Here is a 23,305-nt window from a genome sequence, read left to right as displayed (position 1 = left end):
CGGCGGCGCGGCGCCGCGAAACGGGGCGGTGCCGTGCTCGTCAAACCACCACGGTCAGGCGTTCCGCGGCGCGGGTGATGCCGGTGTAGAGCCAGCGGCTGCGGTGCTCGCGGAAGGCGTAGGATTCGTCGAACAGCACCACCTCGTTCCACTGCGAGCCCTGCGCCTTGTGCACCGTGAGGGCATAGCCGTAGGTGAATTCATCCGCCTCGCGGCGCTTGCTGAAGGGCAGTTCCTCCTCCCCGCCCTCGAAGAAGACGCGCGGCACGGCGATCGACACCGCGCTGCGTCCCCCGTCGTGGCCCGCCTCCTCCGGCACCACGTCCATCTTGACGCAGCCCTTCGCCTCGCCGCGTACGGCCTTGATCGTCCAGGTGCCGCCATTGAGGAGCCCCCTGCTCTTGTCGTTGCGCAGGCAGACGAGCTTCTCGCCCGCCGCAGGCATCGGATCGCGGTAGCCGAGGAGGTTGCGGATGCGCTGGTTGTAGGCGCGGCGCGTCTTGTTGAGCCCGACGAGCACCTGGTCGGCCCGCATGACGAGCGCGGCGTCGATGTCGCCCTTCGGCACGACGCGGGCCGCGCCGTAATCGCCCCTGTCGAGCCGCCCGCCCTCGCGCACGATCATCGACAGGCGGATGATGGGGTTGTCCTGCGCCTGCCGATGCACCTCCGTGAGCATGATGTCGGGTTCGGCCTCGGTGAAGAAGCCGCCGCCCTTGACCGGCGGAAGCTGCGCCGGGTCGCCGAGCACCAGCACGGGCGTGCCGAAGGACAGGAGATCGCGCCCGAGCTCCTCATCCACCATCGAGCACTCGTCGATGATGACGAGCTCGGCCGTGGCTGCGGCGCTCTCGCGGTTGAGCACGAAGGAGGGGCTGTCGGTATCCGTGCCGCGCGCCCGATAGATGAGGCTGTGCAGGGTGGTGGCGCCGGCGCAGCCCTTCTGCCGCAGGACGGAGGCGGCCTTGCCCGTGAAGGCGGCGAAGACGATCTCGCCGTCGATGCCCTCGGCGATGTGGCGCGCGAGCGTCGTCTTGCCCGTGCCGGCATAGCCGAACAGGCGGAAGACCTGCCGGTCGCCGCGGCGCAGCCACTCCGCGACCGCCGTCAGCGCGTCGTTCTGCTGGGGGGACCAGGCCATCGCTCCCTTCCGCCTTTCAGATGGCTTTCCGATGCCCGCCGAGCGGAAAGCGCAACCTTTGATCCTTCAACCTCTGATCCTTGAAGGCTGGCAGGCCCTCCGCGAATCGCCGGCGGCCGCCGCCAGGGATGCCGGGGGAGCGGACGCCGCCTCTCCTAGATGATTCGGTGCCGCAGGAACTCCCGCAGCGGCGGCCGGACGGCCCACATATGGCCTCGGCGCAGGGTCTCGGGTAGCGTCTTCGCCCCGGGGGAGGAACGGAGACAGGCGATGATGGCGCGCTCGCGGCGCGAAGGGGAAGGTTCACGCGGCTTCTTCCGGGCATGGACTGCCACGGCGCTCGCGGTGCTCGCCGCCCTCGCCCCTCCGGCGCCGGTCGCGGCCCAGGAGAACGGCGCGCAGGAGGCCGCCCGGCGCGCCGCGGCCCTGGACGGCCTGCCCAGGGACGCCGCCAAGCGCCTCTTCGGCAGCGAGACAGCCCCTGCCCCCCTGGCCGCACGCGCCTTCGGCTCCTACGCCCGGGGCTGTCTCGCCGGGGCGGTGGCCCTGCCGGTCGATGGCGAGACGTGGCAGGTCATGCGCCTGACGCGCAACCGCAACTGGGGGCATCCGGCCCTCGTCGCCTTCCTGGAGCGTTTCGCCGCCAAGGTGCCGCGCATCAACGGCTGGCCCGGCCTGCTCGTCGGCGACATGGCGCAGCCGCGCGGCGGGCCGATGCTCACCGGGCACGCCTCGCACCAGATCGGCCTCGACGTCGACATCTGGCTGACGCCGATGCCGCAACGGCGCGTCAACGGCAGCGAACGCGAGGACATGCCGGCGACGAATGTGGTGGCGGCGGACTGGAACGACGTCGACCCGGCCGCCTGGACGCCGGCGCACACCGCCCTCCTCCGGGCGGCGGCACGCGAGCGGGAGGTGGCGCGCGTCTTCGTCAATCCGGCGATCAAGAGGGCCCTGTGCCGCGAGGCCGGTACCGACCGGGCATGGCTCAACAAGATCCGCCCAACCTACGGGCACAACTACCATTTCCATGTCCGCCTCGCCTGTCCGCGGGGCGAGGACGGCTGCGAGGACCAGGCACCGCCGCCTTCCGGGGACGGCTGCGGCAAGGAGCTCGACTGGTGGTTCACGGAGGAGGCGCGCCGTCCGAAGCCGACGCCGCCGCGCCCGCCGCTGACCCTCGCCGACCTGCCCAACGAATGCCGCAGCGTGCTGGTGGCGCGCTGACGGGCGCGGGCCGCCCGCGGCAGGCACCGATGCCGTCAGTGGCTCCTGTGGCCGTTCTTGCCTTCGGCGATGCGGTCGGTGAGCGCGAGCAGCACGCCGGAACCGACGAAGACGAGATGGATCAGCACGAGCCAGGTGAGGTCGCGGTCCGTCGTCTTCTGCACATTCATGAAGGCCTTCAGCACCTGGATGGCCGAGATGGCGACGATCGAGGACAGAAGCTTGAGCTTGAGCCCCGAGAAGTCGATCTTGCCCATCCAGTCGGGCCAGTCCTTGTGCTCGGCCTCGTCGATCTTCGACACGAAGTTCTCGTAGCCGGAGAAGATGACGATGACGATGAGCGAGCCCGTAAAGGTGAGGTCGACGAGCGTCAGCACGCCGAGGATGATGTCCGCCTCCGTCGCCGTGAACGCCTGTTCGACGAAGTGCACGAGCTCCTGCAGCGCCTTGAGCATCAGCACGACGAGACACACGACGAGGCCGACGTAGAACGGCGCGAGCAGCCAGCGGCTGGCGAAGAGGAAGCGTTCGAGGACCCGCTCGATCATGGTGGATATGCAGTCTCGGAAGGCGGTCGGGTGATGAGGTGGGACGCGTTGATTGCCACGCGTTCGCGTCATGAGCAAGACAAGGCAGAGGACGGGCGCGCGGTCCCGTGCAGCCCGAGCTCGTGCCGCAGCCTGCGCGGCAGCCCTCCTGCCACGAGCCGGTGCGCCTCGGCGAGATAGGCCGCGAGGGCCTCCGGGGGCAGTGCGCCCGGAGCCGCCCTCAGCCAGCCGGCCCGGGCGAGATAGGGCGCCGGTCCGATGCCCGCGGTCGTTTCCGGCAGCAGGCGGAAGGCCATCTCGGACGCCTTGAAGGAGACGGAGGCCGGCCCCTCCTTCTCAACCCGGCCGATGGCGAACATCTTGCCGCCGACCTTCCAGACATGCGCATCTCCCCACTGGATGGTCAGGGTTGCCGCCGGCAGGGCGCCGCAGGTCGCGTCGAAACGGGCAAGGCCCAAGGCCGCCCCCGCCTCAGGCCGTCACGCCGGTGCCGAGGGGACAGGCCACGCCCGTGCCGCCGAGGCCGCAGTAGCCCGCCGGGTTCTTGGCGAGATACTGCTGGTGGTAGTCCTCGGCGAAGAAGAAGACGGGCGCGTCGCCGATCTCCGTCGTGATCGCCCCGTGCCCCGCCGCCGCGAGCGCCGCCCCGTAGGCCTGCCGCGAGGCGAGCGCCGCCTGCCGCTGCGCCTCGCCCGTCACGTAGAGGGCGGAGCGATATTGCGTGCCGACGTCGTTGCCCTGGCGCATGCCCTGGGTCGGGTCGTGATTCTCCCAGAAGACCTTGAGGAGCGCCTCGATGCTCACCGCCTCGGGATCGTGGACGATCAGCACCACCTCGGTGTGGCCGGTAAGCCCCGTGCAGACCTCCTCGTAAGTCGGATTGGGCGTGAGCCCGCCGGCGTAGCCGACAGCCGTCACCCAGACGCCGGGCACCGTCCAGAACTTGCGCTCGGCGCCCCAGAAGCAGCCCATGCCGACGATGAGCTGCTCGTGACCGTCCGGATAGGGTCCCTTCAGGGGGCGGCCATTGACGAAGTGGCGCTCCGCCGTGGGGATCGGCCCTGCCCGGCCGGGCAGGGCTTCGGCCGCGGTCGGCAGGGTGAGCGGCTTTTTCGCAAAGAGCATGGCCCGATCCTCGCTTCCCGTCCGGCGCCCGTGCCGTCGATTCGCGATCGGCCCGTCAGCGGCCGAAATAATAGACCGCCGAGACGATGAAAGTCATGAGCGTCAGCAGATGCAGCAGGGTGTGGTTGAGATCGGGCTGCGGATGCCGCGGGCCGCGGTAGGGCACGAGCTTGATGGTGCGGGCGAACTGCCGCCGATGCACCGCGAGCCACGCCTCCCCCGCGCCGAACCAGTAGGGCAGCCACCAGATCCTGACCATCATGACGAGCAGCAGGGCGTAGACCGCGAGGCCGAGGCCCATCAGCGCTGCCTGCCCAAGAACGAATCCCAGCGGCGGCAGTCCCATGAGCAGGCCGTTGATGAGGCACTCCGCCACGATGTCGCGTGGCGACTCGCTGCGCGCATCGTTGAAGGGGAAGAGATCGCAGGCCGTCGTCACCTGATGGTAGCCGAGGGTGGCAAGCTGCAGGATCAGGACCACGGTGAGCATGGCGGGCTCGCTGCTATGAAGGATGCCCCGAGGCGGCCCGCGGCACTGCGGCACACCCCAGGATCGGCGCGATCGGCCGAATTCGGCCGCCTGTCTGCCATTGCAGCCCGGGAGGATTGCCGGAAGGTGACGCGGTCAGCGCTTCGTCGAGAAGCCGATGGGCTCGGCCGGGCGGCGGCCGAGCCACAGGAAGGCCAAGCCGATGACAGCGGCGACGGCGAAGGTCGGGGCGGTGAAGAGCGACAGGAGCACGGGGTCCCACAGGAAGGGGTGCACGTGCCGCGCCACCGCCGGTTCGATCAGCGGAAAGGTCTTGGGGAAGATCGCAAGGAGGGTGGCCCCGAGCGGGGTGAAGGCGACGGTGCTGTTGGCGATGGCGCGCGTGCCGTCGATGACGAGCGACACGAAGCCGCCGGCCACCAGCAGAAAGCCCAGGATGCGAAGGAAGAAGCGCATGCGAAGGGTGAAGCCGGGAAAGAAGGTTGCCGCGAGGAGCGGCCGGCAAGGGGTAGCCGCCCCGGCGAGGCGGGGCAAGACACGAGGCCGCGAAAGAGCGTGATCGCCGACTTGCGCTCGACGCCGCCTCGGCTATACATGCGCCGGTCGTTCCGCCTCGCCCTTGAGGCCCTCTGCGCGAAACCGTGGCCCAGCCGGGATGTCCCGACGATGCGCCACAGGTCGACGCACCGGACGGCAGGAACGACGGCGCATGCCCGCAAGGCCAAGGCGCATGCGGAGAGGTGGCCGAGTGGTTGAAGGCGCACGCCTGGAACGCGTGTATACGGGAAACCGTATCGAGGGTTCGAATCCCTCTCTCTCCGCCAAGCCTCGATGATCCATCGCGCCTCGGCAAGCGAGGAGAAGGCGTGCTTCGTTGAGGCACTCGTCGCGCAGGCGGCCGTTGAAGCTCTCGACGAAGGTGTTCTGAATCGGCTTGCCCGGCGCGATGGAGTGCCATTCGATGGCGGCCTCCTCGCAGAAGCCGAGGATCGCCCGGCTGACCAGCTCGGTGCCATTGTCCGAGACGATCATGCAGGGCCGGCCGCGGCGGGCGATGACCTCATTGAGCTCGCGCACCACGCGGGCGCCGGAGCGCGAGGTGTCGACGACGAGCGCCCGGTACTCGCGGGTGAACCGAAGGTCCGCGAAGCGAATTCGTCGACGATGTTCAGCACCCGGAAGCGCCGGCCGTCGTTCAGGGCATCCGACACGAAGTCGAGGCTCCAGGGCTGGTTCGCTCCCTGCGGGATGGCCGCAGGCGCCCTTGTGCCGAGCGCTCGCTTGCGCCCGCCGCGCCGGCGCACAACAAGCCGCTCCTCCCGGTAGAGGCGGTAGACCTTCTTCAGGTTCATCCTCAACCCCTCCCGCCTCGGCAGGATCGCCAGCCGCCGGAGCCGAACCGGCGGCGGTCATTAACAAGCTCCCGCAGGCGCGTGCGGATCGCCGCATCACCCTCCGCCGCGCGCTGGTACTGGAAGCTCGACCGATCCACCCCGACCAGCCTGCAGGCTCTTCGCTCTGAGGAGCCGTGATCGCCGATCACGCGCTTGACCGTCGCGAACCGCGCCGCAGGCGAGCTCAGTTTCTTCCGAGGAGGTCCTTAGCACCGCACTGTCGAGCATCTGCTCGGCCAAAAGCCTCTTCAGCCGCCGGTTCTCGTCCTCGAGCGTGCGAAGCCGCGCTGTCTCCGGGGCCGTCATGCCCCCGTACTTCGCCTTCCACTTGTACAGCGTGGCGTCCGAGATCCCGTGCTTGCGGCACAGCTCGGCGGTCTTAATCCCCGCCTCGTGCTCCTTCAGCACCAAAATGATCTGCTCCTCGCTGAAATGGCTGCGCCGCATGGTCCTTCTCCTGATCGAAGGACCCAACTTATCCCTGGCCGGAATTCAGGCGAGCACGTCGCTCCGCCCGGCCGCTTCAGGCTGGGATGGCGATCCGGCGGGAGAGCCGGCCGGACGGAGCGCGGCGCCGTTCGGCGCCGAAGGACGTTTCCTCCCCGACGCAGCCCTTCGCTGCGCCGGCCCTGCGCGCTGGCGCATATCGCAAGCGGCGCTGGCAACCGCTCGGTTGCCCCAGGGCGCGACGTTCAACCGATGCGATCGCCCCGGGGGCTGTGCGGACGATCACTGAACCGGGAGGCGGTATCCGTCCCGTCGCACCAGCGGCGGCGAGTCGCCGCGCCTGACCAGCACGCTCGCGGGCAGGTCGCCGAGCTGCCGCACCCTGGCGAGCGATTCCTCCCGAATCTCGATCATCACGGCCGCCGTCGCCACGCCTTCTACGGGCTGCGGCAGGCCCAAGGGATGGACGACGAAACCCGCCTCATGGAAGCGCGGCAACCACCACATCTCGATGACCGCGGTGATGGAGGATATGCCTTCCTCGAGGCAGAGCTGCTGCACGGCGGCCATCAGGCGCAGATAGGTCCGGCCCGAGCGCCGCTCGCGCACGATGAAGAAGCGTGACCATTCGTAGACGTCGGGCGCGGACGGCACCTTCTGTGCGACGAGCGCCGGAAAGACTTCGCTGAGCATGTGGGGGCGCGTCGTCGGAAAGAGCCGGTGGCCCCCGACCACGCGCCCCTCATCGAGGGCGAGCAGGTAAATGGTTTCGTCCGTGTCATAACCATCGAGCTCGCGCCCGTCCGGACGATCGAGCGCGGACCAGCCGCGCTCCTTGACGAATATCTCGTGGCGAATGAGATGGTGCTGGGCCAATTCGGACGCATAGAGCGACCGGTTGCCAGCGGTAATGACATGGATCATGTCGTCTCGCCCCTCGACCCTGTGCCGAGCGGGGGACAGCCTGCTCCAGATTGACGCCGTTACGTATGGTCAACCTTGACCATTGACAGGCATGCGACTGTCAGATGTTCACCTCGCGGCGCTCGATGGCGCGGGCAACGGCGTGGGTCTTGTTCGCGGCGCCGAGCTTGTGCATGGCGCTCGCGACATGCTTGTTCACGGTCGGTGCGGAGATCCGCAGAATGCAGCCGATCTCCCAGGCGGACTTGCCCATCGCGGTCCAGGTCATCACCTCGCGCTCGCGGGAGGTCAGGAGCGGCTTGCGCGGCTCGGCGAGCGGCGCGAGCAGCTGGCGGGCGCGGTTGCAGGCATAGATGGCCATGAGATGCACGGCCGCCTTCGCCTGCGGCGACAGGTCGAGATCGCTTCCGCCGGCGGAAACGCAGGCCTCCAGTCCGACGAAGCCGTGGATCGGCACGCACAGGCCGTTCGTCATGCCGAAATCCGCGGCGCGCCTCATGATCTCGGCCGAGCGCGGGTGGCGCTGCGGATCGTAGGGCGCCGAGGCCCATTCGAAGGGCTCCACCGTCCTGCGGCACTGCACGGCGACGGGATCGTCGAGGATGTATCCCTCGCGGGTGTAGAGATCGAACCAGCCGGCCGGCCAGTGCTTGAGCAGGACGAGCTGCTCGAACCGCTGGCCGCCGTTCGGAAGCCCGGTGATGATGAAGGTTTCGTAGCCGAAGCGGCCCAGGGCTTCGTGAAAGAGCCGCACCACGTCGGTGGCGCTCCTCAAAGCGCAGACGCGCTCGATGAATTCGAACGCACCCCGACCGTAGTCAACGGATTGTCCGGTCATGGCCATCTCTCATTCGCCCGTGTCGCGGCCAGCAACATAGCTTCTCTCAAAGCGCACAATCTGTCATGTGTCGTCAGGTGATCCAAGTGGATGCTTCCGCCCTCGCGGCCCTTCCGATCCTTCCGGGCATCCCGGACCGGCCTCCATGCGGCATGCCGCTTGGTCTCGTGCGGCGGCGACACCACATGGACCGGCACGGGGTCCCGCTTGCGGACGCGCGCTCGCATCCATTGTCGCGACATTTCGCATGATCATCGCTCCTTCCAGGCCGGGTTCTGGCCCCATCGCCCGCTTCCGCGCGCTGCTGCGCGAGGGACCGGCGCCGCTGCTCGCGCTCTTCGCCCTCGGATCGGCCGGGCTCTTCGGGATCCTCGCGAGCGACGTGCTGCGCGGCGAGCGGCAGGGCTGGGACGAGGCGATCCTCCTCGCTCTCCGTCGGCCCGATGCGGAGCGCAGCCTGATCGGGCCCCCGTGGCTGCACGAGGCGGCGCGCGACATCACGGGGCTCGGCAGCACCCCCGTCCTCGTCCTCGCGGTGCTCGTCGCCAGCGGCTATTTCCTCGTCATCCGCCAGCGCTCCGCGGCGCTCCTTCTGCTCGTGTCCGTAGCCGGCGGCGCGCTGCTCGGCACGTTGATGAAGATGGGCTTCGACAGGGCGCGGCCCGATCTCGTGCCGCATGCAGCGAAGGTTTTCACCGCAAGCTTCCCGAGCGGCCACGCGATGCTCTCGGCCATCACCTTCCTGACGCTCGGGGCGCTCGTCGCCCGGGCGCATGCGCATGCGGGCCTGCGCCTCTACCTGACGGCGGTTGCCCTGGCCATGACCGTTCTCGTCGGCGTGAGCCGCGTCTACATCGGCGTGCATTGGCCGTCGGACGTGCTCGCCGGCTGGTCGATCGGTTCGGCCTGGTCGATCGTCTGCTGGTATGCCATGGCCTATATCGGGCGGCGTCTGAAACCGTCCGGCGCGGCGGGGAACTGACCGCCGCGTTGCGAGGCAATCCGGCCGCGCGCCGCCCCGGGGAGCGATGGCCGCGGGCGCCGTCACATTCACCGATAAGCCGGCGCAGGCCGTGCGGTTTCCCGATACGAGCTTGACGTGCCGTGAAAATCGGCGTGGAATCTCCCCCGTTGAGCCGGCGACCTGTGGCCGCCTCGGCAACCAGGCCGGGACAGATACAGTAGACCTCAGCCTTCGTGCTGTTGGCCGTCCGGGCCTCGAGAAAGCCCGTCTCAGAGCGAAGAGACGGGCTTTCCGTTGGTGCACCCGCACTCCCCACACGCCTTCGCAGTTGCAAGCGACGTCCCCACCTTCGGCTGATGCGGCATGTCACCGCAGCCCGGCCCGCCCCGCGCAGGATGCCGTCGTCGCCGCGCTCCGCCGCCGTGAGGCAGCCGACCGACCAGGCCGGAGCCACCTCGACATCATGGCCGCGTGCGCGCAGCTCCTCGATCGCGGCGGCGCCGAAGCTCTCCGCGACGACGACATGTCCGGGCTCGGCCTTGCACGGGCAGAACGAGGAGGGGAAGTGCGTCGTGTCGAAGAGCGGCAGGTCGATGCCTTCCTGCAGGTTCAGGCCATGGCGCACGCGGCGCAGGAAGGGCACGAGCTGCCACCGGTCCTGCTGGTCGCCTCCCGGCATGCCGAAGACGAGGCGCGGCTGGCCGCCCTCGAGCGCGAGCGAGGGCGGCGGCGGCCGGGTGCGGGCGTTTGCCCGGCGCGAGGCTGCGCGGCAGTCCCTCCCCCAGCCAGACCATCTGGGCCCGGCTGTTGAGCGGAAAGCCGAGCCCGGCCCCACCGGCGAGGATTGCGGCCGGCCGATCACACAGGCCATCCCATGTCCGAGTTTCCAGCAGATCCCAGCCTTGACCGATGGGCACACCTGACTGTCAGTCCCTGATGCTGCCAGTGCTGCAGATCGCATCGAAGGAGGAGACTTCGGTGCCGCTGGCGGAGGCGGAGCACCGCCAACGTCGCGCGCAGGATGAACATTCCGGATTGGCAAAGCCCAATATGTCGATTAGTCTCGACGCATGGAATCAAGGCAAGCCATCCTCGCCTTCGCCGCGCTCGCACAGCCGACCCGCCTCGACGTGTTCCGTCTGTTGATGGAGCACGAGCCCGACGGCCTGCCGGCCGGCGAGATCGCAAAGGCCATGGACGTGCCGCACAACACGATGTCGACGCACCTGGCGATCCTGACCCGCGCCGGGCTGATCGAGGCCGAGCGCCAGAGCCGGTCGATCATCTATCGCGCAAGACTGGACGCCGTCCGCGCGCTCGCTGGCTTCCTGGTCAAGGATTGCTGCGGTGGCCGGCCGGAGATCTGCGCGCCGCTGATCGCCGACCTTTCTCCATGCTGCCCGCCACAAAGGATCGCCGCCAGGGAGGCCGCCCATGACTGACCGCATCTACAATGTCCTTTTTCTCTGCACCGGCAATTCGGCGCGCTCGATCCTGGCCGAGAGCATCCTGACCAGGGATGGAGCCAGCCGCTTTCGCGCCTTTTCCGCCGGCAGCCAGCCGAAGGGCGCGATCAACCCCTTCGCCTTGAAGATGCTGCGGGCCTGCGACTATCCGGCCGAGGGCTTCCGCTCGAAGAGCTGGGATGAGTTCGCCAAGCCTGGCGCACCCGTCATGGATTTCGTGTTCACCGTCTGCGACAACGCCGCCGCGGAAGCCTGCCCGGTGTGGCCGGGCCAGCCCATGACCGCGCATTGGGGGATCGAAGACCCTGCCGCCGTCGAGGGCACGGACGTCCGGAAGGAAGCCGCCTTCAACGCCGCATTCCGCTATCTCAAGAACCGGATTTCCGTCTTTACGGCGCTACCGGTCGGCAGCCTCGACCGCATGACGCTCGGTTCCAAACTCATCGAGATCGGCCAGTTGCAGGGCGCGACCAGGCCGCGCCCGAGCGCCGCGTGAGGTCGGCCATGGACGTCATCATCTACCACAACCCCGACTGCGGGACTTCACGCAATACGCTGGCGATGATCCGCAATGCCGGCGTCGAACCGCACGTCATCGAATACCTCAAGACGACACCGACGCGGACCATGCTCACGCGGCTTATCGCCCGCATGGGCATCACCGTCCGCGCCCTGCTGCGCGAGAAGGGCACGCCCTATGCCGAGCTGGGACTCGACAATCCGGGCCTCACTGACGATCAGCTTCTCGACGCCATGCTGGCGCATCCGATCCTCATCAACCGGCCGATCGTTGTCAGTCCGAAGGGCGTGAAGCTCTGCCGGCCGTCCGAAGAAGTGCTTGACCTGTTGCCGCCGCAGCGTGGCGAGTTCGTCAAAGAAGACGGAGAGCGGGTGGTGGACGAGCACGGTCGCCGTGTGGCGACGGCGTGAGGGCGAGCCATGTCCACATTTGAACGCTATCTCACGCTCTGGGTCGCGCTGTGCATCGTGGCCGGCGTCGCTCTCGGCCACCTCATGCCCGGCGTCTTCCATGCCATCGGGGCTGCCGAGGTTGCCAAGGTCAACCTGCCGGTTGCGGCGCTGATCTGGTTGATGATCGTGCCGATGCTGGTCAAGATCGACTTCGCCGCGCTCGGCGAGGTCAAAGAGCATTGGCGCGGCATCGGCATCACGCTCTTCGTCAACTGGGCGGTGAAGCCGTTCTCGATGGCCGCGCTCGGCTGGCTGTTCATCGGCGACTTGTTCCGACCCTATCTGCCGGCCGACCAGATCGACAGCTACATCGCCGGCCTCATCATCCTCGCGGCTGCGCCTTGCACGGCGATGGTCTTCGTCTGGTCGAACCTGACGAGAGGCGAGCCGCATTTCACGCTGTCGCAGGTCGCGCTCAACGACACGATCATGGTGTTCGCCTTCGCGCCGATCGTCGGCCTGCTGCTCGGCCTCTCCGCAATCACCGTGCCGTGGGATACCCTCGTCCTCTCCGTCGCGCTCTATATCGTCGTGCCGGTGATCGCCGCGCAATTCCTGCGCCGCAGGCTGCTGGCGATGGGCGGAGAACCGGCCCTGAAGCGCTTCCTCGACCGGCTTCAGCCGCTTTCGCTGCTGGCGCTTCTCGCCACTCTCGTTCTGCTGTTCGGCTTCCAGGGCGTGCAGATCCTGGCGCAGCCGCTCGTCATCGCGCTGCTCGCCGTGCCGATCCTTATCCAAGTCTACTTCAATTCCGGGCTCGCCTATCTGCTCAACCGCCTCACCGGCGAGCAGCACTGCGTCGCTGGCCCCTCGGCGCTGATCGGCGCGTCCAACTTCTTCGAGCTGGCAGTCGCTGCCGCCATCAGCCTGTTCGGCTTCCAGTCGGGCGCGGCGCTCGCCACTGTGGTCGGCGTGCTGATCGAGGTGCCGGTCATGCTCTCCGTCGTCTGGATCGTGAACCGCTCGAAAGGCTGGTATGAGGCGGGGCACACCGCCGCCCGGGTTGCAGACGAGACTGGACGATAATTCGATGATCGTGGAAATAGTCGCTGACGCCCGGACCGGCGGAGGCCAATCTATTTCCGCGAATCTCGAACAAGCTGCTCGAAGCCTTCGGCAACCCGACCCGTCTACCGATCTATCGGACCCTCGTGCGGGCTGGTGGCAGGGGGCTTGCCCGTCCGCCGTGGCGTGGCCGATATCATCTGTTCGACGGTTTGCCGCTCGATCAGCGGTGCCCGAGCCACTCTTCGGCCAGCGCGTCCCGCGTCACGCCTGCACCTCTTGCAAGGCCGCGCGCAGGGCCTCCTCGCGCAGGCGATCCACGTGGGCGCGCCAGGCCAGGTAGAGGCCGGTCAGCACGACCGCGCCGGCGAGCGCCCCGGCCAGGGCGAGAGCAGTCGGGTCGGCGACCTCGAGGGGCACCGCGGCGGCACCGCTTCCGGTGGCCGCGGCCGCGCCGGCCGTGCTCCGCCTCGCCCCGCGTGCCGCCCTGCGGGCCTCGTCGCCGAGGGCCGCCGCGACGTGCGGCGCGTCGCGCTCCGCCGCCAGCGCCATCCGGACGCCGAGGGCCTCGCACGCAGCGATGCGCCGCGCCCAGCCCCTGCCGAAGGTCTTCCAGTGCCGGAACGTCTGGTAGATCGAGAGGCGGCGGGCACAGAGCCTCCGGACCGTCTCGTGGTCCGGGCCACCCGCCACGGCCCGCAGACCCTTGCGAGCCGCCGAGGGGCCGGAGTTGACGGCGTAGTCGAAGGTGGCGAGGTCGACGCCGGCGGGCAGATCGTCGCCGCGCACCGCGTCCCAATAGTCCGCCCGATAGATCTGCGCCACCAGCGCGTCGGGAAGCGCCTTGAGGTCGGCGACGCTCGCCCCCGGCCGGTGCCGGCGCAGCGTGGCGAGCGTGATGCCCTTGTTGGTCGCCCCGCCCGGGTCGGCAGGGTGGTGCACGAAGCCGCCCTCGAACCCGAGGGTGAAGCGCAGCGATGTCGGGAAGTTGTCGCGCATGCGTGCAGCCCATGTGAGCACGTCATGCGCGAGGAGACACCTTATCTACGCGGGAACCGCGACCAGGGCAAGAACGGGGCGCCTTCCGCCGCCTGGCCCCGCGTGTCGCGGGCGCGATGGCGCTCAGAGACAGGTCCTGATGCCGCTCTTCACCAGCTCCTGCCACTCCGGCCCGAGCGCCTGCCTGGCGTCCAGGGCCTGTTCGTACCCGGGGTCCCCCTTCCTGAACATGACGACCTTCAACATTCTGTCGTGAGTGCCGTAGATGATCGTGTTCGGGGTATAGGTCGTGGTCGCGCTGTAGGTGCCGCCGCCAAGGCGGGTGCCGTAGGTGGTCGCGGTGCCGCCGACCGTCGCCACGCCCACGTTGTTCTGCGCGGCACCTCCGGTGATGATGTAGCGATCGAACCCGGCCCTGATCGTCTCGATGGCCGCCGCCCTGGCCGCCACCCTGCTGGCGCCCGTCGCGCCGCATTCCGGGTCGGCCTCGGCGTCGATGATCATGGTATTCGCCGAGGTGCGTGTGGCCTGCGCTGCGGCGCACGCCGCCAGCGCCAGGGCCACGGCGGCAACCGCCATGTGCTTGAGCATGAACCAGCCCCCAATGAACGATGCGGCCCGGGCGGGCCGCATCCATTCCTAGCGGTAGCCGGGTGCGGGCTGCAAGCCGCGCAGGTAACGTCCGAGCGGCCTGTTCTGGATCTGAACCCCGTCCTCCCGCAGGCGCGCGTTGCGCCGGCGGGTCTGGGCGGACCGCTGCAGCGTCTCCTGCGTGATGCGCACCCCCCTGGCGTAGGGCCTGGCATTCCACGCCCTGATCCGCTCGAGCGCCTCGCGGCGCCCCTCGTCGTCGCCCGCCATCCGCGCCGTCGCCCACCTGTCCACCAGCGCGCGCCGCTCCTCGAGCACCGTCCCCTCCGCCTCCCTGAGGCGCCTGTTCCGCTCATGGGTCTCGGCGACGCGCGCCGAGGTAAAGCCCATCAGCCTCGCGATCCGGTCCCACGCACTGATCCGGTCGCGCTCCAGGATGACGTCGCCGCGCCGCGTGGTCAGGCCCTCGTTCCACATGCGGTACGCCTGCATGGCGTCCCTGGCGAACTTCGGGGCCAGCATCTCGATGCCGCGAAGGGTCCTGCCATCGCTGATCAGGGTGAGAGCGACGGGTCGATGCCGGCGAGGGTGGCGTCATGCATCAGGTCCGCGAGCGTGCGCGCCCTGGCCCTGCCGTCCGTGCCGAGGCCGAGCCGGGCGTAGCGCAACCACGCCTGGGCAACCTGGTCGGCCGCGTCGTGCTTCCTGCCGCGGTAGGCGTCCATCGCGCGCTTGAGGCGCAGGTACTCGTCGACGGCCGCCATGTTGGGCCGCTTCAGCTCGCTGAAGTAGTTCAGCGGCACGGTGGCAAGCATCGCCGGCTGCAGGTCGGTGAGCCGATCCGCGAGCCCGTCGACGAGGCGCCGGCGCGCGCCCGCAGGCGCCGGCCCACCGGCACCGCCGCGAACGGAGTAGAGCAGGCCCCCGAGGCCGCCGCGTGCTACCAGTTTGGATTGCTGGCGTAGAACAAGCTCCAGTAATCCGGGTCCTGCGCCGCTCTCCGCGCGTGCCACGGTATTGAGGAGTATGCCTCTCTTAAGCGTTCGGCGCCCCGCGCCCGCCGCTCGCACTCGGCCAGATCGAGATGCCCACCCGTCCAGCACCTCATCAGATAGGGGTGCGCCCTGAGAATCTCGGAAGGTTCCTGTTTCGAAGTCGTAGTAGGCACGTCTGACCTCCGGCACATCATGCGCGAGAGAGCCGAGCGAGGCGTCGATCAGGGCGGCGATGTTACCCATGGTGTCGCCCGGCGTCCACCGCAACGGCGGCACGCCGAGCCGGGCGTCCCCCGCCACCTGCCGCGGGTGGGGGGCGAGGTGATCGGTCGTGCCGAACTTCAGCGCCGAGGACAGCATGGCCTCGGTGCGGCGCCGCAGCGCGAGGTCGGACAGGCCGGCCGGGTCGCCGATGAACACCCTGCCCGTGTTGTAGGCATAGTTGGCGACGGCGGCATAGACGGCACTCCCCATCTGGCCCTCGTCGAGGCGGCTCACGTCCAGCCAGACGGTGCCATCACCCTCGTAGACATGGAAGTCGCGCCCGGCCCCGGTGCGCAGCAGGGTCTTTTTCTCCGCGTCACGGGCGATGTCCTCCTCGGAGAGGTCGACCGGGCCGATCAGTGTCACCTCGGGCATGATGTCGGCAAAGACACCGCCGAGGTCCCGCGCCCGCGAACGCGGGTTCTGGAAGATGTCGTCGTTGGCGGTGAGCTCGACGAGGACCCCGGCCGCAAACCGCGCTCCCTCGCCCTGCCCGCCGCCGTGCCGGAGGGAGGGCCGCCCCGCGCCCCGCTCGTCCGCTCCGCCCGCCGCGCGCGCTGGCGGCGCCGCAGCTCGCAGGGCGGCGGCGGCAAGCGCGCGCAGCTGCTCCGGCGTCACCGCGCCGAACTGGCGGCCGAAGGTGCGCAGCAGCCACGCCTTGACCAGTCCGGCGATCCTGTCGACCCAGCGCTTCATCGCCGGCGGAGCGGCCTCGTAGTGCTCGATGAGATAGGCCCCGAACTCCTCGGCGGAGATGTCGCCCGGCATCGCCTGTCCGGCGGCCAGGGCGATGCCCACGCTGCGGCGCGCCTCGTCGTAGAGCCCGCGCAGGCGGGCGCTCCCCCGCCTCGCCTGGGTGCGCAGGGTTTCGAGCTCGCGCATCAGGCCGTTCCACGCGGGGTCCCCGATCAGGGGGCGGACGCCGGCGTGGAACGCCTCGTGCAGGAGCACGGCGGTCTCCGTGCCGGGCTCGATGGCGTCCGCAATCAGCGTGATCCTGCCCGCGCCGTCGGCCCAGGCCTGCACCCCGTCCGGCATGCCGGCCGGCAGGTCGGCGGTCGTGATGATGCGAAGCCGCCCCCACCGCATCAGCGGCGCGATCAGCGGCCCGGCCGGGCCTGTGCGAAGCGCCTCCTCGACCTGCGCGATCGTCCCGGCCGCAACCGCGGGATCGGCGGGGAGATCGCCCGCGGCGGTCGCCTCGTCGCTCCACGCGAAGAGGTTGAGGCCGCCCGGGGGATCGGCTATGCTTGTCTTCGTGTCGGGGTGTGGCAATGGCAAGCTGGGTAGCGGGCCGTTCGCGGCGGTCGCAAGCCCCCCGGAGTCGACGCCCGGCTCCTCGACGCGGCTGGGGTGCTTTCTGCCGCCGAACGGCCCAACGAGCGCTCCGTCTCCACACCGCGAATGGAACGCGCACCCGTGGTCTCGCCGGGTACACCAACCCCCGGACCCCCAGCGCTCCTGTCGAACGTGAAGTCGTAGTGCCAGTTGCCGTCCGTCCTGCGATGGATCGAGACGGCCAGCCTGTGCGTCTCCCCCGCCAGAGAGACAGGGGCCGAGACAATGGCGCGCTCGATGATCCCCGGCCTGTTCCCCGGCTCGCGGTGGACGACCTGCCCGGTCTCGATGATGGCGCGGATGGCCGGCACGGCGCGGAGAAGCACATCGCCCTTGCCGCCGAACGTCGATTTCCTGAGGCCGCGCCTGTTGAACTGAACCACGCTGCCGTCCCGCATCGTCGCGGCCGAGCCAACGAGGTTCTCGTCATACCAGCGCTGGGCGGCGGCGCGCAGGGCCGGCATGTCCTGCCCGCCGCGGAACCCCACGCCAAGCTCGGTGCCGGTCAGGCGCGCGACGGGCTCGCGCGCGCGAAACGACAGCCTTGGCCCGGACGCCGCCCCGGCCCCCCCTGCCGGAGTCGCAGCTGGGCGATCACCGCCGCGTGGCGCGCGCGCGCCGTGGCGAGCTCCGCCTCGTCCGGCCACGCGCCGGCCTGGCGTTCAAGTGCCGGGATCTGTCGTTCGATCTCGGCGAGCCGGGCCCGCATCCGGTCCGGTTCGGCGGGCATGCGACGCAGCGCGTTGAGAACGCGCATGCCGGTGCCGGCCGGATCGGCGTTGTCGATGTCGTCGATGGGCACATCGTGCCGGTGCGCGCCGGCGAGCACCAGGCTGAACGCCCTGCTGTGCACGTGCTCCAGAGCCGCCTTGAACCCGCCGACCGTCCCGAGGTCGGCGGCGTCCCTGCCGGCCGCCAGCACCTCCCGCCCGGCCCTGATGATCGCCGCGCCGATGTCCTTCGCCCTGTCAAGCCTCTCCTTGCCGAAGTCGGCCACGAGGCCATGCTCGATCGCCAGGGCCGCGCGGGCCGCATCCTGTTCCGCGAGCGGCAGGCGCCCGGACATGCCGTCGGCCTCCCGGCGGAGCGCGCGCACCAGGCCGCGGAGGCGGAACTGCTCGCGCTCGTGCTCGATGCGCGCCCCCTCCAGGCGCCGGATCTTCTGGCGCAGGCCCATCTCTTCGAGGATGAGCGGATTGCCCGAGGCCGCCGCCTTCATCTCGGCGGCGCTGGCAGCCTCGCCGGCGATGTCCTCGATCACGCGCGCGCCGGCGGGTTGCCGATCGCAAGATCGAAATGTCCGTCCGGGACAGCGAAGTCCTGAAACCCGACCGGCGCCTGAATGTTCGCGCCCGGGTAGCCATGATGTGTCCTGCCACTGTGGCGTTGCTGTGGCGGACTGAATTTTCAGGGTGTTTCGGAGCTTCTTCGCCGAGATGCTGAACCCTTGTTGTTCAAAGGGTTAGCTGGCGGAGAGGGGGAGATTCGAACTCCCGATACGGTTGCCCGTATGCCGCATTTCGAGTGCGGTGCATTCAACCACTCTGCCACCTCTCCGCGGCGGCGCTGTCTTACACGCAGGCGTATCGAAAGATCAAGCGCCTCGAAGCGGCTTTCCCACGGTCGTTGCGTTGACAGGCCCGGTCGGGCGCTGTATCGACAGCCGCCTTGGGCGTGGGGACACTTGCGCCCTGTGTGTCGCGTGGCGGCGGCACGGCCGCAAGCAGAGCCGTCCGCCCGCATCGATAGCCGGAAACGGGCTGCCAAGAAGCCGGCCCGGCGGGACAGCCGCCGAGCGCCGGCAGGAACACGGGAAGAAGAACGATGTTCGCAGTCATCAAGACCGGCGGCAAGCAGTACAAGGTTGCCGCCGACGACGTCATCACCATCGAGCGCCTGGCGGGCGGGCCCGGCGACGTGGTGGCCTTCGAAGAGGTGCTGATGCTCGTGAAGGACGGCGCGGCGGAAGTGGGCGCCCCCTTCGTTGCCGGCGCCACCGTTGCGGGCGAGCTCGTCGAACAGGCGCGCGGGCCGAAGGTCATCGCCTTCAAGAAGCGTCGTCGCCAGAACTCCAAGCGCAAGCGTGGCCACCGGCAGGAGCTGTCCGTCGTCCGCATCACCGAGATCCTGACGGGCGGCGCCAGGCCCTCCGGCAAGAAGGCCGCTGCCGCGAAGCCCGCCAAGGCCAAGGCTGCCGCTCCGGCCGCTGCCGCGAGCGATGCGTCGAACCTCTCCCTCATCTCGGGCATCGGCCCGACGATCGAGAAGAAGCTGCGTGCGGCCGGCATCAATTCCTGGGAGCAGATCGCCGGCTGGACCGAGGCGGACCTCGCCAGGTACGACGAGGAACTTGGCCTGCGCGGCCGCGCCACGCGCGAGGAATGGGTCATTCAGGCCAAGGAGCTTCTCGCCGGCAAGCCGCCGCGCGCGAAGATCGACCAGGCCGAGCAGAAGTCGGGTGAGGATCGGTGAGCTGCGCTGCCTAGCGCGCCCCGTCACAGGAATTCAGGAGTTCTATCATGGCTCACAAGAAGTCTGGCGGTTCGTCCCGTAACGGCCGCGATTCCGACGGCCGCCGCCTCGGCGTGAAGAAGTTCGGCGGCCAGGCCGTCGTCGCCGGCAACATCATCGTCCGTCAACGCGGCACGAAGGTGCACGCGGGCGTCAACGTGGGCATGGGCAAGGACCATACCCTCTTCGCGCTTACGGACGGCCGCGTCACGTTCGGCACGAAAGCCGGCCGAGCTTACGTGTCCGTGGTACCCGCCATCGAGGCGGCAGAGTAAAGAGGCGGAAGCTGCCAGACGAAGAGCTCCCGCCGGCATCCCGAAACCCGGCGGAAACGAAGCTCCAGGTCTTGGCCTTCCAAGTCTCGCTTCGGATCCAGGCGACAGGGGAGATGGGATGCCATCTCCCCTTCGTCGTTTCGGGCTACGCATCGCGCCAGTGGCGATTCGGGCCCGCGGAACCGGAGCGAAGCGATGTTCACCCGCGATATCGTCGACGACGCCTTCGTCATCGAGACCGAGCGCCTTGCCCTGCGCTGGCCCCGTCTCGCCGACGCCCGCGCCATCGAGCAACTCGCGGGGGAGAAAGCCGTAGCCGAGATGACGGCCCTCATTCCGCATCCCTATCCACCGCGGGCGGCGGAAACCTTCATCTACGCGGCACGGCTCGCCAACGCCACGGGCGAGGCGTTGACCCTCGTCGTCACGCCGCGGCGCAAGCCGCACGAGGCGATGGGCGCCATTGCCGTGCATTCGCGCAACAATGGCGAGCCCTTCGTCGGCTATTGGCTCGGCATGCCCCATTGGGGCCAGGGTTTCGCCACCGAGGCGCTGCGCGCGATCGTTGACACGGTGTTTGATCATACCGAGGCACCGGCGCTGACGGCGGGCGTGCGCGTCGTCAACCCGGCGTCGCGGCGCGTTCTCGAGAAGTGCGGCTTCCGGTCGGAGGGCTCGGGCCTCGTCGAGTTTCCGGCCCGCGGCGGGCTCTTCCCGGTCGAGCACATGCGCCTCGACCGGCGCACCTGGGCGAGCCTCAAGGGCTGGATCGATCCGATCTTCGTCGGCCTCGGCGTGCGCGAGCGCACAGGCGAGGCGATGGCCGCGATGCTAGCCAGTGACCGCTCACCCGAGGCGATGACGGCGATGATAGGGAACGAGCCATGCTGAACCGCACGCTCGACACGAGCCGCCTGATCCTGTGTCCGATCGCGCTGGAAGATGCCGGCGCCCTGCATCGGGAGATGACCTGGGAGGTGGTGCGCTGGCTCTCGCCCGTGCCCTGGCCACAGCCGCTCGCCGCGATGAGAGGCTTCTGCGCACGCGCGGCTGAGGACATGCGGCGCGGCGCGGCGGCCCATCACGTGGTCCTCGCCGACGGGCGGACCGCCGGCCTGATCAGCCTCATGCCGGCCGACGGCGCGATGGAGCTCGGCTACTGGCTGGGACCGTCCTTCTGGGGCCGGGGCCTGATGAGCGAAGCGGCGGAGACTTACGTCGACGCCTTCTTCGCCGAGACGCAGGCCGTGCACATGACCTCCGGCGTCTTCGCCGACAACCGGCGGTCGCTGCGCATCCAGGAGAGGCTCGGCTTCGTCGTCGTGGGCGAGGGGCTGAAGTTCTCCAAGGCGCACGGCCGCTACCTGCCGCATGTCACCACCATGCTCGGGCGTGCCCGGCGTCGCCAGCCCGCACTCGCTGCCTGACGGCATCCGGCCTCTCCCGCCCCAGCGCCATCGGCCGATTGCGGCCGGTGGCGCGCTCCTGTAGGGAAATCGCTCCCGCGCTCGGATGCGGGGGCGCGTGAATCCATGAAGTTTCTCGATCAAGCCAAGATCTACATCCGCTCGGGCGACGGCGGCGCGGGCTGCGTCTCCTTCCGCCGCGAGAAGTTCATCGAGTTCGGCGGCCCGGACGGTGGCGACGGTGGCCGTGGCGGCGACGTCGTGGTCGAATGCGTCGACGGCCTCAACACCCTCATCGACTACCGCTACCAGCAGCATTTCAAGGCCCGGCCGGGCATGCACGGCATGGGCAAGAACCGCGCCGGCGGCAAGGGCGAGGACGTCGTCCTCAAGGTGCCGCGCGGCACGCAGATCTTCGACGAGGACGGCGAGACCCTGATCGCCGACCTCACCGAGGCGGGCCAGCGCATCGTGCTTGCCCGCGGCGGCAATGGCGGCTTCGGCAACGCCTATTTCAAGACCGCGACGAACCAGGCGCCGCGCCGGGCCAATCCCGGCCAGCCGGGGACGGAGATGTGGATCTGGCTCAAGCTGAAGCTCATCGCCGATGCCGGCCTCGTCGGCCTGCCGAATGCCGGCAAGTCGACCTTCCTCGCCGCCGTCAGCGCGGCCAAGCCCAAGATCGCCGACTATCCCTTCACCACGCTCCATCCGGGCCTCGGCGTCGTGCGCGTCGACGGGCGCGAGTTCGTCCTCGCCGACATCCCCGGGCTTATCGAGGGTGCGCACGAGGGGCACGGCCTCGGCGACCGCTTCCTCGGCCATGTCGAACGCTGCCGGGTGCTGCTCCACCTCGTGGACGGCACCTGCGAGCACGCCGGCAAGGCCTACAAGGTCATTCGCGGCGAGCTCGAGGCCTACGGCAACGGCCTCGCCGAGAAGCCGGAGATCGTCGCGCTGTCGAAGGCCGACGCCCTCGACGAGGACACGCGCAAGGAGCAGGTCGCCCGCCTGAAGCGCGCCGCCGGGCGCACGCCGCTCGTGCTTTCCGCCACCTCGGGCGAGAACGTCGAGGCGGCCCTGCGCAGCCTCCTCGCCGTCATCGACGCGGCGCGTGCCGAGGAGCACGCAGAAGAGCAGGAAGAGCCATGGCAACCGTGACGCCGCGCCTGGAGCAGTTCCGCCGCATCGTCGTCAAGGTCGGCTCCTCCCTGCTGGTCGACCGGGCCAAGGGGCGGCTGAAGCACGCCTGGCTCGCGGCACTCGCCGAGGACATCGCGGAACTGCACGCGCGCGGGGCGGACGCGCTCGTCGTCTCCTCCGGCGCCATCGCGCTCGGCCGCACGGTGCTCGGCCTGCCGCCGGGACCGCTCAAGCTCGAGGAGAGCCAGGCGGCCGCGGCCGTCGGCCAGATCGCGCTCGCGCGCACCTGGGCGGAGGTGCTCTCCCACCACGGCATCACGGCGGGGCAGATCCTGGTCACGCTCGCCGACACCGAGGAGCGGCGGCGCTACCTCAACGCCCGCGCCACCATCGCCAGGCTCCTGGACCTGCGCGCCGTGCCCGTCATCAACGAGAACGACACCGTTGCGACGAGCGAGATCCGCTACGGCGACAACGACCGCCTCGCCGCCCGCGTCGCCACCATGGCAGGCGGCGACCTGCTCGTGCTGCTCTCCGACATCGACGGGCTCTACACCGCCCCCCCGAGCACCGATCCGGACGCGGTGCTCATCCCCGTGGTCGAGCGCATCACGCGCGAGATCGAGGCCATGGCGGGCGGCGCCGCCTCCGAGCTGTCGCGCGGCGGCATGCGCACCAAGGTCGAGGCCGGCAAGATCGCAACCGCCGGCGGCACGCACATGGTCATCACGGACGGGCGCGTGAAGAACCCGCTCAGGGCCGTGGCGGAAGGCGCACGCTGCACCTGGTTCCTCACGCCCTCGAACCCCGTGACCGCGCGCAAGAAATGGATCGCCGGCTCGCTCGAGCCGCGCGGCACCATCCATGTGGATGCAGGGGCCGCGCGGGCGGTGCGTGCCGGGGCGAGCCTGCTGCCGGCGGGCGTGCGCAAGGTGGAGGGCGATTTCGCCCGCGGCGACGCCGTCGTCATCCGCGGGGCGGACGGAGCCGAGATCGGCCGTGGCCTCGTCGCCTACGACATCGCGGAGGCGCGGCAGGTCGCCGGCCGCTCGACGCGCGACATCGAGGGCATTCTCGGCCATCCCGGCCGCGCCGAGATGGTGCACCGCGACGACATGGCCCTGACGGCGGAGTGAGTCTCCGCCCGCCGGGCGCTGCGAGGGCGGCCCGTTTGTGTCGCGCCCGGCTCTCGCTTATTGAGTACGCGAAGGTTTGGCGCTTGCCTGCGGGAGAGAGAGC

General features: G+C 69.6%; 26 protein-coding genes, 2 tRNA genes and 2 pseudogenes. 13 read left to right on the top strand and 17 right to left on the bottom strand.

The genetic code is table 11. The annotated features are described in order from the left end of the window. Nucleotides 1-40: 40 nt before the first annotated feature. Nucleotides 41-1,141, bottom strand: a complete 1,101-nt coding sequence (locus tag QNA08_RS04920; RefSeq protein WP_283739560.1) for an ATP-dependent DNA helicase — start codon at nt 1,139-1,141, stop codon at nt 41-43. 270 nt (nt 1,142-1,411) lie between these two features. On the opposite strand from QNA08_RS04920, the gene mepA reads away from it, so the two are divergent. Continuing rightward, the gene (gene mepA, locus QNA08_RS04915) at nt 1,412-2,371 is read left to right on the top strand and encodes a penicillin-insensitive murein endopeptidase (protein WP_283739559.1); all 960 of its coding nucleotides are present in this window, start codon (nt 1,412-1,414) and stop codon (nt 2,369-2,371) included. Nucleotides 2,372-2,406: 35 nt separating this feature from the next. On the opposite strand, the gene QNA08_RS04910 is transcribed toward mepA, so the two are convergent. The 5 genes from QNA08_RS04910 to QNA08_RS04890 form a co-directional block, all read right to left on the bottom strand. After that, entirely contained in the window at nt 2,407-2,919 is a 513-nt protein-coding gene (locus tag QNA08_RS04910; RefSeq protein WP_283739558.1) for a TIGR00645 family protein, read from the bottom strand. A gap of 68 nt (nt 2,920-2,987) precedes the next feature. Continuing rightward, complete coding sequence (locus QNA08_RS04905) at nt 2,988-3,377, bottom strand: MmcQ/YjbR family DNA-binding protein (protein WP_283739557.1); 390 nt, start codon at nt 3,375-3,377, stop codon at nt 2,988-2,990. 13 nt (nt 3,378-3,390) lie between these two features. After that, a complete protein-coding gene (gene msrA / locus QNA08_RS04900) occupies nt 3,391-4,044 on the bottom strand; it encodes a peptide-methionine (S)-S-oxide reductase MsrA (protein ID WP_283739556.1) in 654 nt (217 codons plus the stop codon). Between the two features lie 55 nt (nt 4,045-4,099). Continuing rightward, complete coding sequence (locus QNA08_RS04895; RefSeq protein WP_283739555.1) at nt 4,100-4,534, bottom strand: hypothetical protein; 435 nt, start codon at nt 4,532-4,534, stop codon at nt 4,100-4,102. Nucleotides 4,535-4,669: 135 nt separating this feature from the next. After that, a complete protein-coding gene (locus tag QNA08_RS04890; RefSeq protein ID WP_283739554.1) occupies nt 4,670-4,990 on the bottom strand; it encodes a hypothetical protein in 321 nt (106 codons plus the stop codon). Between the two features lie 278 nt (nt 4,991-5,268). Between QNA08_RS04890 and QNA08_RS04885 the strand changes: the two genes are divergently transcribed. Then, a tRNA-Ser gene (locus tag QNA08_RS04885) sits at nt 5,269-5,358 on the top strand. Here QNA08_RS04885 and QNA08_RS04880 read toward each other — a convergent pair. The 3 genes and pseudogenes from QNA08_RS04880 to QNA08_RS04870 all read right to left on the bottom strand — a co-directional run. Then, nucleotides 5,353-6,375: pseudogene (locus tag QNA08_RS04880) on the bottom strand (IS3 family transposase); the annotation flags it as partial. The gene QNA08_RS04885 and the pseudogene QNA08_RS04880 sit on opposite strands and share 6 nt — an antisense overlap. Before the next feature lie 282 nt (nt 6,376-6,657). Continuing rightward, entirely contained in the window at nt 6,658-7,299 is a 642-nt protein-coding gene (locus QNA08_RS04875; protein ID WP_283739553.1) for an acyl-homoserine-lactone synthase, read from the bottom strand. A gap of 100 nt (nt 7,300-7,399) precedes the next feature. Continuing rightward, nucleotides 7,400-8,137: a LuxR family transcriptional regulator gene (locus QNA08_RS04870; RefSeq protein WP_283739552.1), complete on the bottom strand. Its 738-nt coding sequence runs from the start codon at nt 8,135-8,137 to the stop codon at nt 7,400-7,402. Nucleotides 8,138-8,384: 247 nt separating this feature from the next. Here QNA08_RS04870 and QNA08_RS04865 point away from each other — a divergent pair, with 247 nt between their 5' ends. Beyond that, complete coding sequence (locus tag QNA08_RS04865) at nt 8,385-9,119, top strand: phosphatase PAP2 family protein (protein WP_283739551.1); 735 nt, start codon at nt 8,385-8,387, stop codon at nt 9,117-9,119. A 364-nt stretch (nt 9,120-9,483) separates the two neighbouring features. On the opposite strand, the pseudogene QNA08_RS04860 reads toward QNA08_RS04865, so the two are convergent. Further along, nucleotides 9,484-9,928 (bottom strand): annotated as a pseudogene (locus QNA08_RS04860) (gamma-glutamyltransferase); the annotation flags it as partial. Nucleotides 9,929-10,171: 243 nt separating this feature from the next. Here QNA08_RS04860 and QNA08_RS04855 point away from each other — a divergent pair. The 4 genes from QNA08_RS04855 to arsB are packed head-to-tail and all read left to right on the top strand — an operon-like array spanning nt 10,172 to nt 12,565. Further along, on the top strand, nt 10,172-10,543 hold the full coding sequence (locus QNA08_RS04855; RefSeq protein WP_283739550.1) for an ArsR/SmtB family transcription factor: 372 nt from the start codon (nt 10,172-10,174) through the stop codon (nt 10,541-10,543). Continuing rightward, entirely contained in the window at nt 10,536-11,063 is a 528-nt protein-coding gene (locus tag QNA08_RS04850) for an arsenate reductase ArsC (RefSeq protein ID WP_283739549.1), read from the top strand. The genes QNA08_RS04855 and QNA08_RS04850 overlap by 8 nt, the downstream gene beginning before the upstream one ends. 8 nt (nt 11,064-11,071) lie before the next feature. Continuing rightward, a complete protein-coding gene (gene arsC / locus QNA08_RS04845) occupies nt 11,072-11,497 on the top strand; it encodes an arsenate reductase (glutaredoxin) (protein WP_283739548.1) in 426 nt (141 codons plus the stop codon). A 9-nt stretch (nt 11,498-11,506) separates the two neighbouring features. Beyond that, nucleotides 11,507-12,565 carry an ACR3 family arsenite efflux transporter gene (gene arsB, locus QNA08_RS04840; protein ID WP_283739547.1) on the top strand — a complete coding sequence of 353 codons (1,059 nt, stop codon included), beginning with the start codon at nt 11,507-11,509 and terminating at the stop codon, nt 12,563-12,565. Nucleotides 12,566-12,808: 243 nt separating this feature from the next. On the opposite strand, the gene QNA08_RS04835 is transcribed toward arsB, so the two are convergent. The 7 genes from QNA08_RS04835 to QNA08_RS04810 form a co-directional block, all read right to left on the bottom strand. Next, entirely contained in the window at nt 12,809-13,543 is a 735-nt protein-coding gene (locus tag QNA08_RS04835; RefSeq protein WP_283739546.1) for a glycoside hydrolase family 108 protein, read from the bottom strand. 123 nt (nt 13,544-13,666) lie between these two features. Further along, nucleotides 13,667-14,134, bottom strand: coding sequence for a hypothetical protein (locus QNA08_RS04830; RefSeq protein WP_283739545.1), 468 nt, complete (start codon nt 14,132-14,134; stop codon nt 13,667-13,669). 48 nt (nt 14,135-14,182) lie between these two features. After that, on the bottom strand, nt 14,183-14,656 hold the full coding sequence (locus QNA08_RS04825; RefSeq protein WP_283739544.1) for a PLxRFG domain-containing protein: 474 nt from the start codon (nt 14,654-14,656) through the stop codon (nt 14,183-14,185). Between the two features lie 32 nt (nt 14,657-14,688). Then, nucleotides 14,689-16,668 carry a hypothetical protein gene (locus QNA08_RS04820; protein WP_283739543.1) on the bottom strand — a complete coding sequence of 660 codons (1,980 nt, stop codon included), beginning with the start codon at nt 16,666-16,668 and terminating at the stop codon, nt 14,689-14,691. Then, nucleotides 16,638-17,195 carry an LPD3 domain-containing protein gene (locus tag QNA08_RS19015; RefSeq protein WP_422679858.1) on the bottom strand — a complete coding sequence of 186 codons (558 nt, stop codon included), beginning with the start codon at nt 17,193-17,195 and terminating at the stop codon, nt 16,638-16,640. Before QNA08_RS19015 ends, QNA08_RS04820 begins: the two co-directional genes overlap by 31 nt. 41 nt (nt 17,196-17,236) lie before the next feature. Further along, a complete protein-coding gene (locus QNA08_RS04815; protein WP_283739542.1) occupies nt 17,237-17,908 on the bottom strand; it encodes a hypothetical protein in 672 nt (223 codons plus the stop codon). 290 nt (nt 17,909-18,198) lie between these two features. Further along, a tRNA-Ser gene (locus QNA08_RS04810) sits at nt 18,199-18,288 on the bottom strand. Between the two features lie 267 nt (nt 18,289-18,555). On the opposite strand from QNA08_RS04810, the gene rplU reads away from it, so the two are divergent. From rplU to proB, 6 genes are all read left to right on the top strand, one after another. Beyond that, complete coding sequence (gene rplU, locus QNA08_RS04805; RefSeq protein ID WP_283739541.1) at nt 18,556-19,203, top strand: 50S ribosomal protein L21; 648 nt, start codon at nt 18,556-18,558, stop codon at nt 19,201-19,203. Between the two features lie 47 nt (nt 19,204-19,250). Then, nucleotides 19,251-19,517 carry a 50S ribosomal protein L27 gene (gene rpmA, locus QNA08_RS04800; protein ID WP_283739540.1) on the top strand — a complete coding sequence of 89 codons (267 nt, stop codon included), beginning with the start codon at nt 19,251-19,253 and terminating at the stop codon, nt 19,515-19,517. 195 nt (nt 19,518-19,712) lie between these two features. Continuing rightward, nucleotides 19,713-20,408, top strand: coding sequence for a GNAT family N-acetyltransferase (locus tag QNA08_RS04795; RefSeq protein WP_283739539.1), 696 nt, complete (start codon nt 19,713-19,715; stop codon nt 20,406-20,408). After that, on the top strand, nt 20,402-20,944 hold the full coding sequence (locus QNA08_RS04790; protein ID WP_283739538.1) for a GNAT family N-acetyltransferase: 543 nt from the start codon (nt 20,402-20,404) through the stop codon (nt 20,942-20,944). The genes QNA08_RS04795 and QNA08_RS04790 overlap by 7 nt, the downstream gene beginning before the upstream one ends. Before the next feature lie 105 nt (nt 20,945-21,049). Then, on the top strand, nt 21,050-22,084 hold the full coding sequence (gene obgE, locus QNA08_RS04785) for a GTPase ObgE (protein ID WP_283739537.1): 1,035 nt from the start codon (nt 21,050-21,052) through the stop codon (nt 22,082-22,084). Beyond that, nucleotides 22,072-23,202 carry a glutamate 5-kinase gene (gene proB, locus QNA08_RS04780; RefSeq protein ID WP_283739536.1) on the top strand — a complete coding sequence of 377 codons (1,131 nt, stop codon included), beginning with the start codon at nt 22,072-22,074 and terminating at the stop codon, nt 23,200-23,202. Before obgE ends, proB begins: the two co-directional genes overlap by 13 nt. The last annotated feature ends 103 nt before the right edge of the window (nt 23,203-23,305 follow it).

It is taken from the genome of Chelatococcus albus, from assembly GCF_030067675.1.
In the GTDB taxonomy this organism is placed as follows: domain Bacteria; phylum Pseudomonadota; class Alphaproteobacteria; order Rhizobiales; family Beijerinckiaceae; genus Chelatococcus_A; species Chelatococcus_A albus.
This window is presented reverse-complemented; position numbering and strand designations above follow the sequence as displayed.

Coding starts and splice junctions, on each gene's coding strand:
- QNA08_RS04865 (WP_283739551.1), top strand. CDS start 8,385: ATGATCATCGCTCCTTCCAGGCCGGGTTCTGGCCCCATCGCCCGCTTC.
- QNA08_RS04870 (WP_283739552.1), bottom strand. CDS start 8,137: ATGACCGGACAATCCGTTGACTACGGTCGGGGTGCGTTCGAATTCATC.
- rplU (WP_283739541.1), top strand. CDS start 18,556: ATGTTCGCAGTCATCAAGACCGGCGGCAAGCAGTACAAGGTTGCCGCC.
- QNA08_RS04815 (WP_283739542.1), bottom strand. CDS start 17,908: ATGGGCCTGCGCCAGAAGATCCGGCGCCTGGAGGGGGCGCGCATCGAG.
- QNA08_RS04855 (WP_283739550.1), top strand. CDS start 10,172: ATGGAATCAAGGCAAGCCATCCTCGCCTTCGCCGCGCTCGCACAGCCG.
- QNA08_RS04920 (WP_283739560.1), bottom strand. CDS start 1,141: ATGGCCTGGTCCCCCCAGCAGAACGACGCGCTGACGGCGGTCGCGGAG.
- obgE (WP_283739537.1), top strand. CDS start 21,050: ATGAAGTTTCTCGATCAAGCCAAGATCTACATCCGCTCGGGCGACGGC.
- QNA08_RS19015 (WP_422679858.1), bottom strand. CDS start 17,195: ATGCCGGCCCTGCGCGCCGCCGCCCAGCGCTGGTATGACGAGAACCTC.
- QNA08_RS04875 (WP_283739553.1), bottom strand. CDS start 7,299: ATGATCCATGTCATTACCGCTGGCAACCGGTCGCTCTATGCGTCCGAA.
- QNA08_RS04790 (WP_283739538.1), top strand. CDS start 20,402: ATGCTGAACCGCACGCTCGACACGAGCCGCCTGATCCTGTGTCCGATC.
- QNA08_RS04890 (WP_283739554.1), bottom strand. CDS start 4,990: ATGCGCTTCTTCCTTCGCATCCTGGGCTTTCTGCTGGTGGCCGGCGGC.
- QNA08_RS04835 (WP_283739546.1), bottom strand. CDS start 13,543: ATGCGCGACAACTTCCCGACATCGCTGCGCTTCACCCTCGGGTTCGAG.
- QNA08_RS04825 (WP_283739544.1), bottom strand. CDS start 14,656: ATGCTGGCCCCGAAGTTCGCCAGGGACGCCATGCAGGCGTACCGCATG.
- msrA (WP_283739556.1), bottom strand. CDS start 4,044: ATGCTCTTTGCGAAAAAGCCGCTCACCCTGCCGACCGCGGCCGAAGCC.
- QNA08_RS04850 (WP_283739549.1), top strand. CDS start 10,536: ATGACTGACCGCATCTACAATGTCCTTTTTCTCTGCACCGGCAATTCG.
- QNA08_RS04795 (WP_283739539.1), top strand. CDS start 19,713: ATGTTCACCCGCGATATCGTCGACGACGCCTTCGTCATCGAGACCGAG.
- QNA08_RS04910 (WP_283739558.1), bottom strand. CDS start 2,919: ATGATCGAGCGGGTCCTCGAACGCTTCCTCTTCGCCAGCCGCTGGCTG.
- proB (WP_283739536.1), top strand. CDS start 22,072: ATGGCAACCGTGACGCCGCGCCTGGAGCAGTTCCGCCGCATCGTCGTC.
- QNA08_RS04895 (WP_283739555.1), bottom strand. CDS start 4,534: ATGCTCACCGTGGTCCTGATCCTGCAGCTTGCCACCCTCGGCTACCAT.
- rpmA (WP_283739540.1), top strand. CDS start 19,251: ATGGCTCACAAGAAGTCTGGCGGTTCGTCCCGTAACGGCCGCGATTCC.
- arsB (WP_283739547.1), top strand. CDS start 11,507: ATGTCCACATTTGAACGCTATCTCACGCTCTGGGTCGCGCTGTGCATC.
- arsC (WP_283739548.1), top strand. CDS start 11,072: ATGGACGTCATCATCTACCACAACCCCGACTGCGGGACTTCACGCAAT.
- QNA08_RS04830 (WP_283739545.1), bottom strand. CDS start 14,134: ATGCTCAAGCACATGGCGGTTGCCGCCGTGGCCCTGGCGCTGGCGGCG.
- mepA (WP_283739559.1), top strand. CDS start 1,412: ATGATGGCGCGCTCGCGGCGCGAAGGGGAAGGTTCACGCGGCTTCTTC.